The sequence below is a fragment of the Halomonas organivorans genome (genome assembly GCF_014192055.1).
Classification (GTDB): domain Bacteria; phylum Pseudomonadota; class Gammaproteobacteria; order Pseudomonadales; family Halomonadaceae; genus Halomonas; species Halomonas organivorans.
Genome location: NZ_JACHXM010000024.1, coordinates 38,961 through 48,604 on the forward strand (window position 1 = coordinate 38,961; position 9,644 = coordinate 48,604).

A 9,644-nucleotide genomic window follows, 5' to 3' on the forward strand; every position below is an offset into this window, starting at 1 on the left:
CGATGAACAAGACGTGGTGGCGCTGGCCCTTGTGGGTTGGCGAGCTGTTCACCGGCAGCAAGTCCTTTGTCGCCAACCCGGTGATTGGCAGCCGGCGGCTGAATCGCTGCGGGCTGCATGTGGCGCGGGTGGCCAGCGCCTATGGCGTCATGCGGGCGAGAATGGCCATGCTGGGCTGGGGCGTGCCGCGTGAGGACCGCGACCAGTACCAGCGCCTGGGCTATGTGAAGAAGGAGAACTTCCTGCCTCCCGAGGCCTTCGCGGCGCTGGTGGAAGAGGTGACGGCCGCACGCGGAGAGGTGCGCCAGTGCTGCCAGGGAGATGCGCGTACCCGGCGCATGCTGCTCGCCCCGGAGGTTCTGGCGGAGATGCCGCAGACGGCGGCGCTGTTTCGGGAGCGGCGTTTTCGGCGACTGCTGCGCTACTGCGCCGGGCACCTGCGCATGCCCATCTGCCACGTCGAGAAAGTGCTCAATGGCGAGCGGAACGGCGCAGTGGACCCCCAGAAGCATCTGCACGTCGATACCTTCCAGCCAACCATGAAGTTCTGGCTGTATCTGGAGGATGTTTCGGCGATCAACGGCTCCTTCATCTTTGTGCCCGGCTCCCATCGCCCGGGAAAGGCGCGCCTGAAGTGGGAATTCACCATGAGCCAGCAGGCGCGGAATCACCAGAATCGTTACACCTCGCGCGGCTCGTTCCGGGTTTCGCCAGAACAGGCGGCCAGCCTGGGGAGCGCACCGCCGGAGGCCATGGAGGTACCGGCCAACACCCTGCTGATTGCCAACACCTTTGGAGTGCATGCGCGCGGCCAGGCCGAACCCGGAAGCTCGCGGCTGTCGATCTGGGGCATGAGCCGCACGAACCCGTTCAACCCCTTGCCAGGCTTGGGGTTCGAGGCGCTGAATCGGTTGCAGTACCGCGTGTTGCAGCGCATGCGACAGCGTGAGGATGCGCGTGCGGCCGCGCAAGGGCATCAGTCATCCTGGCATCGGGTGGAACGCTCGATCGCCAGGGAGGAATAGCCGCATGGCGTGATCGCGATCACGTCGCGAAACAATCGTGCCAATATCCACGGCCACCGCTGACGTTATCTCCCGTCGGGAATAGCGTCAGCGGTGGCCGTTTTCGTTATGGCCCCAGGTGTTTCATGTGCCATAACGTTGGTGGGTGAGGGTGGTCTTTGGCGAAAGGCAGGCTCTTCGGATCAGAGCCACCGCGCAGGGTTTCGTGGGAGCGCACGGTCCGGCGTTCCGGATCTTCTGCGCGAAAGGCGCCGATAGGTGCCCGGGGTAGAGCCTGTAGCGGTGCCGTTATCGCCGCCGCTGCGCGCCGGATCGCGCTGCGGAGCAGCGCTCCCACGAAGGGCGCTCCCTCAGCGAGTTTGAGTCACTGCACAGGGTTTCGTGGGAGCTCAATTCATTGGGCGAATGGCGCCGACAGGCGCCCGGGGGAAATCCCATAGCGGTGCCATTATCGCCGCCGCTGCGCGGCGGATCGCGCTGCGGAGCAGCGCTCCCACGAAGAGCATCCCTCAGCGAGTTTGAGCCACTGCACAGGGTTTTCGTGGGAGCTCAATTCATTGGGCGAATGGCGCCGACAGGCGCCCGGGGGGAGATCCTGCCGCGGTGCCGTTATCGCCGTCGCTGCGCGCCGGATCGCGCTGCGGAGCAGCGCTCCCACGAAGGTCATCCCTCAGCGAGTTTGAGCCACTGCACAGGGTTTGGTGGGAGCTCAATTCACTGGGCGAATGGCGCCGATAGGCGCCCGGGGGAGATCCTGTGGCGGTGCCATTATCGCCGCCGCTGCGCGGCGGATCGCGCTGCGGAGCAGCGCTCCCACGAAGGGCGCTCCCTCAGCGAGCTTTAGCCACCGCACAGGGTTTCGTGGGAGCGCACGGTCCGGCGTTCCGGATCTTCTGCGCGAATGGCGCCGATAGGTGCCCGGGGGAGATCCTGTAGCGGTGCCGTTATCGCCGTCGCTGCGCGCCGGATCGCGCTGCGGAGCAGCGCTCCCACGAAGGGCGCTTCCTCAGCGAGTTTGAGCCACTGCACAGGGTTTGGTGGGAGCGCACGGTCCGGCGTTCTGGATCTTCTGCGCGAATGGCGCCGACAGGCGCCCGGGGGAGATCCTGCCGCGGTGCCGTTATCGCCGCCGCTGCGCGCCGGATCGCGCTGCGGAGCAGCGCTCCCACGAAGGGCAGCACTCAGCGAGTTTGCGCCACTGCACAGGGTTTCGTGGGAGCGCAGATCTTCTGCGCGAAAGGCGCCGACAGGCGCCCGGGGGAGATCCTGTAGCGGTGCCGTTATCGCCGCCGCTTCGCGCCGGATCGCGCTGCGGAGCAGCGCTCCCACGAAGGGCATCACTCAGCGAGTCTGAGCCACCGTACAGGTCTTCGTGGGAGGCCAATTCATTGGCCGAATGGCGCCGACAGGCGCCCGGGGGAGATTCCATAGCGGTGCCATTATCGCCGTCGCTGCGCGCCGGATCGCGCTGCGGAGCAGCGCTCCCACGAAGGGCGCTCCCTCAGCGAGTTTGAGCCACCGTACAGGTCTTCGTGGGAGCTCAATTCATTGGGCGAAAGGCGCCGACAGGCGCCCGGGGTAGAGCCTGTAGCGGTGCCGTTATCGCCGTCGCTGCGCGCCGGATCGCGCTGCGGAGCAGCGCTCCCACGAAGGGCATCCCTCAGCGAGTTTGAGCCACTGCACAGGGTTTGGTGGGAGCGCACGGTCCGGCGTTCCGGATCTTCTGCGCGAAAGACGCCGACAGGCGCCCGGGGGAGATCCTGTAGCGGTGCCGTTATCGCCGCCGCTGCGCGCCGGATCGCGCTGCGGAGCAGCGCTCCCACGAAGGGCGCTTCCTCAGCGAGTTTGAGTCACCGCACAGGGTTTCTTGGGAGCCCAATTCATTGGGCGAAGGGCGCTCCCTCAGCGAGTCTGAGCCACCGTACAGGTCTTCGTGGGAGGCCAATTCATTGGCCGAATGGCGCCTCGAGGCGCCCGGGGTAGATCCTGTAGCGGTGCCGTTCTCGCCGCCGCTGCGCGCCGGATCGCGCTGCGGAGCAGCGCTCCCACGAAGGTCGCTTTCACCATGCCTCATTGGCTTGGAAATGGCTTCACGCTGATTTGTGATGATCCGAAAAGAAGGGGCGAAGATCGACTCCGGTCGTGTTGGCCGCGTTCCAGTATTGGCCGGTTTTCTTGTGGGGTAGTGGGATGTGAATGTGAACCTGGCGGCGGAGCAGGTAACTCGGCAGGATGGCCACGCGCTGTTCGGGGCGCTCGGGCTTGCCGCGAAGCAGGTGGCTGGCGACCGCTCGCGTCAGCAGGCCGGGCCCTGTCTTGCTCCAGGTGCTTTCGTTGTCTCGTGCCAGCAGGGCTTCGAGGGCCATTTCCGATGCCAGCACGATGGCTGGGTGTTCCGGGGCGGCGATGATCACGTTATTGGCGAGTGCACCGTAGTTCTCGCGAAAGCACACCAGCCCCACATCGGGGGGGATCAGGGCCTCTAGTCGACCGGACAGGCGGTCATCGGCATCGGCATAGATGCCGCCGTGGTGTCGGAGGTAGCAGAGGCGAAAGAAGTCGACGCTTTCTGCGATGTTGTTGGCCAACCGGAAGGCGCGCTCATAGTCGGCTCCCAGGTGATGTCTCAAGAAATCGCGTGCCATCAGGGTGTTGAAACGCTGATAGTCGATGCCGGGCACGGATGACCAGGACTGCATGATCTCCGCCACGCTATGAGGCGGTCGTCGATCGTTCCAGAACTGCACCACTCGGCGAGGAATGTGGCGTGTGCCACGCTCACCGGCGGCCACTTTATACCTGACGTTGCGCTGAATCACCTGCCTGGCCGGATAGACGTAGTGGGCGACCAGGTAGGCGTCGTGCTTGCCGGGAGACTGCGGTGCGAGAGATGTCAGAGAGGCTTGTTCACGGTGAAACATTTTCAGGTCGTTCAATTGCATACCGAGTGACGAGATCGAAAAATGTCCTGATGTGACGGTTTGGTTTTGATTGCCTCGTTGAGCCTGCTCGAGAAACGCCTGAGCGTCCTCTTCGTGGCCAAGCATCAGTAGTATGCCGAGGTGGCAGTGGAGTGCTCCTTGAGCTTCGCCATAGTGACCGACCCTCTCCATCTCGGCTTTTGCGGCATCTATCTGCCCGGTTTCCAGCAGGCAGCTTGCTCGAATTCGTGCCTTGAGCAGGCGCTTATTGGCAGGAACGGGTGCCTTCAAGACGGAGAGCGCACGTCCAGGATAGCCTGCTTCCACCAATAAATTGGCATGCTGCAGGCGTAGCTCGGCATCCCTTGGCCAGCGTCGACGGCAGAAGCGTAGATAGCGCAGGCACAGGGCGCGGTCATGAGTCGTTCTCAACAGGGGAACCAGCTGCTGGACTTCGACCCGTGAGCGTCGCGGGCGGTGCTCCTGCATGAGGCGTGCCCAGGCGTCCTTTGGCCCTTGCGTGTGTAGGAGAAATTCCGCTTCCAGCAGCCCCCGCTTGTCCGGGGCAATATGGCGTAGCAGACGCGAGATGAGCATGTCGTGCTCGCTGACGCCGCAGGCGATGGCCTTCAGGAAGAGGCGACGTGCTACCTGGGGCGAGCGAGGTCCTGTCTCGAGCAGTGCCTCGAGCGCTCGGTGAGCGATGTCGGCCATGCCGAAGCGCTCCGCCTGGCTGAATAGCAAAAATTTCTCCTGCTCTTTCATCATGTCGAGTTGGCTGTCCAACCGAGATAGGCCGTCCTGGCAGCCTTTGATCAGCTCTTTCTGGAGTGGACACAGTTTGATGGCGTGCAGCAGTTCGCCGGTGTCCGCCTGTGATAGCTCGTCGCGCTGGGCGAGTTGGTTTACGAGCTCGGCGAGTGGAGCATTCGTGTCATCACTCGTCCTGCTGTAAGTCAGGGCACGATTCAGCAGGCGTGCGGGCTGGTGTTCGGGATGATGGGCCAGTAAATGCTCGAGGACGAGGCGGCTTGCCCTGAAGTGACCGTGGTCGCGGTAGAACTGGGCCACTGCCATCAGCACCCCTGGGTGCTCAGGCCAGCGACGACGCAGCCTGCGTACTAGCGCCAAGGCTGGTCGGCTACGCCCAAGATCCTGCAGAAACCTGAGTTTAAGCAGCTTCAGTTGAATGTTCTTGGGCCATTCCGGGATAGCCTGATTGATTATCTGGAGTGCCTGACGAGGGTGGCCCTCCCTTCGTTGTATCTGCGCTTCCAGCGCTCGAAGCACAGGGTCTCTGGGGTCGGCTTGCAGCATTGTTGCGACGCGAGCCTGTGCGCTCTCGAGTCGGTCTTGCTGTAGGGCGACACGTACCCACAGCCGCCTTGCCTGCCGGGATGGCTGGCGCAAGGCTTCATCGATCAGTGTTTCGGCGCGCTCCAGGTCGGCTTCGGCCATCGCCTGCTGCGCCTGCTGGAGGAGATCGGGAATTTCATTGACGGTGTCTTGCAGGGAACTGGGCCGGCCTTTCATGGTGTCGTTGATCATGTTCATGGCGTTGACGCTCCTGATCCAGCACTGGAATCCGGGGGATAGACGTAAAAAAATCGGCCAGGCAGTGCCTGACCGATCTGTCGCGGAGCTTCTGTTTGTCGCCGGGTCAGGCGGTCATGAAGGCGTCCTGGATTCCCAGGCGCTGTCGCAAGGCCATGGGCAGTAGGCGGCGGGATGAGATCCGCGGGCGCGGCATCTCGATGACACGTGTTTCGATACCGTAGAGGGCTACGTACTCGGCGTAGTTGTCGAATGCCTGACGGGTGATGTAGTCGACGTAGGTTTCGGTGGCGCTGCCGTTTGCCATGATGACCTCGTGGCTATCGGTTTCCACGTGGTAGTAGGTCACGGTGTCGGGCAGTTCGTTGTGAGGCACATAGTCGATGGTGTCGCCGTTGACCAGTGCGCCCGCGTTGATGACCAGGCCATCGATGATCATGCCGTGGCTGGGCGTCACGATGAGATCCTGTGTGGGGTTATCGGCTCCCAGGGCACCCTCACGAATGCGAACCGGCGCCTGGCTACCGGCCTTCATGCGGGACATGGTCTGCAGCCCGATCCACTTCACCGGCACCTGGGCACCACTGGCGGTGAGTACCATGTCGCCCGTTGTCAGGGTTTCTACGGCTTTTTCGCCTTCGGGTGTTGCGATCATGGTGCCGGCCGCGAAGCAGACCTGGGTAAAGGTGCCACCGGAGAGGAACGCCTCCGGATCCTGCTCGAACTCCGCGTATTGTTCCGACGACATTTCGATGCTGGCGTTGACCTGCGTCCCGGCGAGGGCGCTGCCCTGGGTGATATGCAGGGCTCCGTCACGGTAGGCGTCCTGGGTGCCGAGAGCGCCTTCATCCAGGCTCCAGTCGCCACCGCCCAGGTTCAGGCCGTCGCCGGCTTCCATGCCCGTGACATTGAAGCTGTAGCTATCCAGCAGGCCGACGTCTGGCTTGTTGAAGGTGAATGAGCCGCTCTCTGCACCGGAGAAGTCGACGTTGTAATCGCTCAAGCCACTCAAAGTACTGATGCTGGAGGCATCCAGCGTGATATCGCTGTTACCCTCGATGCCGAAAGAAAAGCTATCCAGCCCACTGACATTCAGCAGACCCTGATCAACCGTCAGGCTGCCGCCATTCGTGGCGGTAAATGTCGGTGATGCACCCGCTTGGATATCCAGGATACTGCCGAGTGTGGCAGAGGTACCATCGACGATGAGCTCGGAATTTCCTAGTCCATTGATATTGATAGTGTTGTCGGCATCTCCGCCGGTATCTGATTGTGTAATCGTTCGAGTTTCACCATCAGCGAGTGCGATGTTGAGAATGGCCATTCTACATCCCCCTTTCTCTTCCCTGTGGTTGGCGGGCGCGACGCAAGAGGGAGTCCCGGAGATTTTGCAAGTCTCTAGGAACTTTTCTCATGTGCGTTTTCTAATATGGCCCGCTCTTTGAAGTTAGTGGTGGGCTAGACGTAGAAAACTAAGAGAAGCGAGGGTTATCTTGTAGGAGATTGCCTATAAAAATAGGCTCTTGGATTATTTGCTAGTATGACGTTTGATTTTTTAATGTGGCGTTTTATTGTTTTTTAATTGAGATATAAGAGGTGCACGTGTAGGACATTGGCTATCCATGGGCTACATCAGCAGCCAAGGCAGTGGTGAATGCCCTGCGGGTGCCCCGTAGGTGATTCCTTGGCATTTCCCGATGGAGATGGCGTCGCGCTTAACCTCGGAAGCCCCGGTCGGCTAGGCACCTGGCGACTGTCCAGCCGAGATGGATCACCATGATGGGGCTTGCGCCAGGAGTGATGGGGCCGAAGTCGATAGATAAAACATGATTGAAAGATCAGAAGTGATAGGAAACTCCCGCCGTGACGAGCTGAACTTCGCTGCCATGTTCGTCGGTATATTGGCCGACCCCGCCGAAGTATCGATAGTCCACCCTGAGTTGAACGCTGGAAGTGATGCGGTAGCGCGCTCCCAGGCCGAGCAGAGCCACGGTATCGTGCATGGTCTTGTCGATATCGTTCTGGCGTGTCTGCGTGCCGGCCCGCGTGGTGGCGGATTGCGTATATTGCCCCTCTATTCTTGTGTCGAGCCATGCGGCGCCGGCACCCAGTTGGACGGTGAAACGTTCCGATAAAGGCATGATGAAAATGCCCTGTGCGCCCCATCCATCAATGGTGGTGCGAGTATCGCCCGATGCCGACATCTGCCGTTCACCGCGCAGATATTGTCCGGCGCCCTCGATGTCATAGCTGCCGAAATCGTAGTAGCCGACTTCCATGGCGAAGTGCCGATACGGCTGGATACCGACGCCAATCGCAAAGGCACCGCTCGTGTCATCGGTATCTATCTTTCCATTGCCACCCGCGTTGCTGGCCTCATCCTTCATGCGCTCATAGTGCGCCTCGATGCCGTTAAGGTCCGGGTCGGCAATCCCGCCATCGACGAAAACATAGGGGCGAAGGTCGGCGACACATGGACCGCTGGTCATGAATGCCACCACGAAAGTACCTAACCACATACGATGTGACATGGTGATTCCCTGCTAGCCGTTATTGAAGGTCATTCAGGCCATGTCGCGACTTCGGCTAAGCGTCGAGTATCATGCGATAGGCCGGAATGTTGAGTTTCAAGCTAGCAAGGAATGTTCACACAAGTTATCTATAGTGTTACATGTTGATACAAAAACCGCTATTTCGCCATAGCGAACTCATCTTTGTTCGCAGGCAAGAATGAGTTTTTTAAAATGTAAGTGTGAGTTTTCTCGTTATTGGAGGGTGAGTGGGAGGAGGGAAGAGTCCGAAAGCTCGAAGCTCGAAGCTCGAAGCCCGAAGCCCGCAAGCTGCACTCACCACTCACAAGCGCGTCGCGCGCTCACCATTCACCAGCCGCGAAGCGGCGCTCACAGGCTTGCATATCCCCGCGGGTCGGCCTTCTCGTGCGATCCGCTCGAGGATATCTGCGGCGTTGGCGGCGCCATCGGTGTCACGCACCTGGGGCGCCAAGCGCGCGGCGGCGTCGGCGAAGCGAGGCTCCTCGACCAGGCGTGTCAGGGACGTGACCAGCCGGTCGACGCTGAAGCGGCGGGCCTTCATGCGTAACCCGACGCCGTGACGCACGGCGATCTGGGCGCTCAGGCGCTGTTCGTAGTGCGAGGGCAGGGCCAGCATCGGCACGCCGGCCGCCAGGGCCTGATAGAAGGTGCCGTTGCCGCCGTGGAAGATCATGGCTCGGCAGTGGGCCAGCAACGCCGATCCCGGCGCATAGTCGGTGAGGCGGAAGTTAGCCGGTGCGGCGTCGATGACGTCCTGGCTGACCTGGCCGCCGGTCGTGACGATGAAGCGATATGGCAGCGTCGAAAGCCGGGGATACACGGCTTTCAGGAAGGTCTCGAACATGCCCGTCGAACCCATGGTGATGTAGACATTGGGCGTGCCGTCGTCGAGCTCATCGTACCAGTCGGGCAGCGGGGCGGGATGGTCGGGGAAGATCGGGCCGACCATGTGATAGTCGCGAAAGCGGGCCGGCATCGGATACAGGCCGGGAAGATCCGGCGACAGCATCGGCATGGCGTGCAGCAGCGCCAGGGCATCGATCTCCGGAACTCCGTGGCGGTGGAAGACGCGCCGGCGGAAGCGCGACAGCGAGATGCGGTCGAAGCCGCGTGCGGCCAGATAAAGCGGGGAGCGCGGTGTCAGCAGGCGCGCCGCATAGGCGTTCATGATCCCGGCCACGGGCACGCCGGCGATATAGGCCGCCGTGCTGGCGCTGACGCTGGCGTCGCCGACGACCAGATCCGGCCGTTCGCGCTCGATGACCGCCAGTTGCCCCTCGATGATCTTGCCGAGCGGCGCCCATTGGCGCAGGTGGGCGAGATCCCAGGCGGCCGCTCGCCAGCCGTGCTGCTTGTAGCGTTCCCAGGCGTAGGGCAGGTCCGGCTCTCGAGCGTAGACCAGCCGGAAGCCCGCCTGCTCGACCAGGGATAGCCGAGAGGCGGGGTGGCGGGGATCGTCGCCGGCAAACACGACCTCATGGCCGCGTTGGCGCAGGACCTTGGCGATCTCGATGCAGCGCGCGGTGTGCGCAAGCACCCAGCCAAGCGGCAGGAACAAAATGCGCATTCGCCCCGCGGGCGGGCCGTCGGTC

Annotated in this window: 5 protein-coding genes; 1 reads left to right on the forward strand and 4 read right to left on the reverse strand. The window is 62.1% G+C overall.

The features are described from left to right. Positions 1-2 precede the first annotated feature (2 nt). Positions 3-1,025 (forward strand): phytanoyl-CoA dioxygenase family protein, encoded by a 1,023-nt coding sequence (locus tag FHR96_RS17415; protein WP_183389000.1) that lies wholly within the window; start codon positions 3-5, stop codon positions 1,023-1,025. 2,090 nt (positions 1,026-3,115) lie between these two features. Here the strand turns inward: FHR96_RS17415 and FHR96_RS17420 are convergent. The 4 genes from FHR96_RS17420 to FHR96_RS17435 all read right to left on the reverse strand — a co-directional run bounded on the left by FHR96_RS17420 (position 3,116) and on the right by FHR96_RS17435 (position 9,619). Further along, positions 3,116-5,500, reverse strand: coding sequence for a glycosyltransferase (locus tag FHR96_RS17420; RefSeq protein ID WP_183389001.1), 2,385 nt, complete (start codon positions 5,498-5,500; stop codon positions 3,116-3,118). A 106-nt stretch (positions 5,501-5,606) separates the two neighbouring features. Further along, a complete protein-coding gene (locus FHR96_RS17425; RefSeq protein WP_183389002.1) occupies positions 5,607-6,824 on the reverse strand; it encodes a Hint domain-containing protein in 1,218 nt (405 codons plus the stop codon). 514 nt (positions 6,825-7,338) lie between these two features. Then, on the reverse strand, positions 7,339-8,031 hold the full coding sequence (locus FHR96_RS17430) for an outer membrane protein (protein ID WP_183389003.1): 693 nt from the start codon (positions 8,029-8,031) through the stop codon (positions 7,339-7,341). Between the two features lie 322 nt (positions 8,032-8,353). Further along, positions 8,354-9,619 (reverse strand): glycosyltransferase, encoded by a 1,266-nt coding sequence (locus FHR96_RS17435; protein WP_183389004.1) that lies wholly within the window; start codon positions 9,617-9,619, stop codon positions 8,354-8,356. Between the last annotated feature and the right edge of the window lie 25 nt (positions 9,620-9,644).

Excerpts from the sequence above, each read along its gene's own strand:
- FHR96_RS17415 (WP_183389000.1), top strand. The coding sequence starts at position 3 with ATGAACAAGACGTGGTGGCGCTGGCCCTTGTGGGTTGGCGAGCTGTTC.
- FHR96_RS17420 (WP_183389001.1), bottom strand. The coding sequence starts at position 5,500 with ATGAACATGATCAACGACACCATGAAAGGCCGGCCCAGTTCCCTGCAA.
- FHR96_RS17425 (WP_183389002.1), bottom strand. The coding sequence starts at position 6,824 with ATGGCCATTCTCAACATCGCACTCGCTGATGGTGAAACTCGAACGATT.
- FHR96_RS17430 (WP_183389003.1), bottom strand. The coding sequence starts at position 8,031 with ATGTCACATCGTATGTGGTTAGGTACTTTCGTGGTGGCATTCATGACC.
- FHR96_RS17435 (WP_183389004.1), bottom strand. The coding sequence starts at position 9,619 with ATGCGCATTTTGTTCCTGCCGCTTGGCTGGGTGCTTGCGCACACCGCG.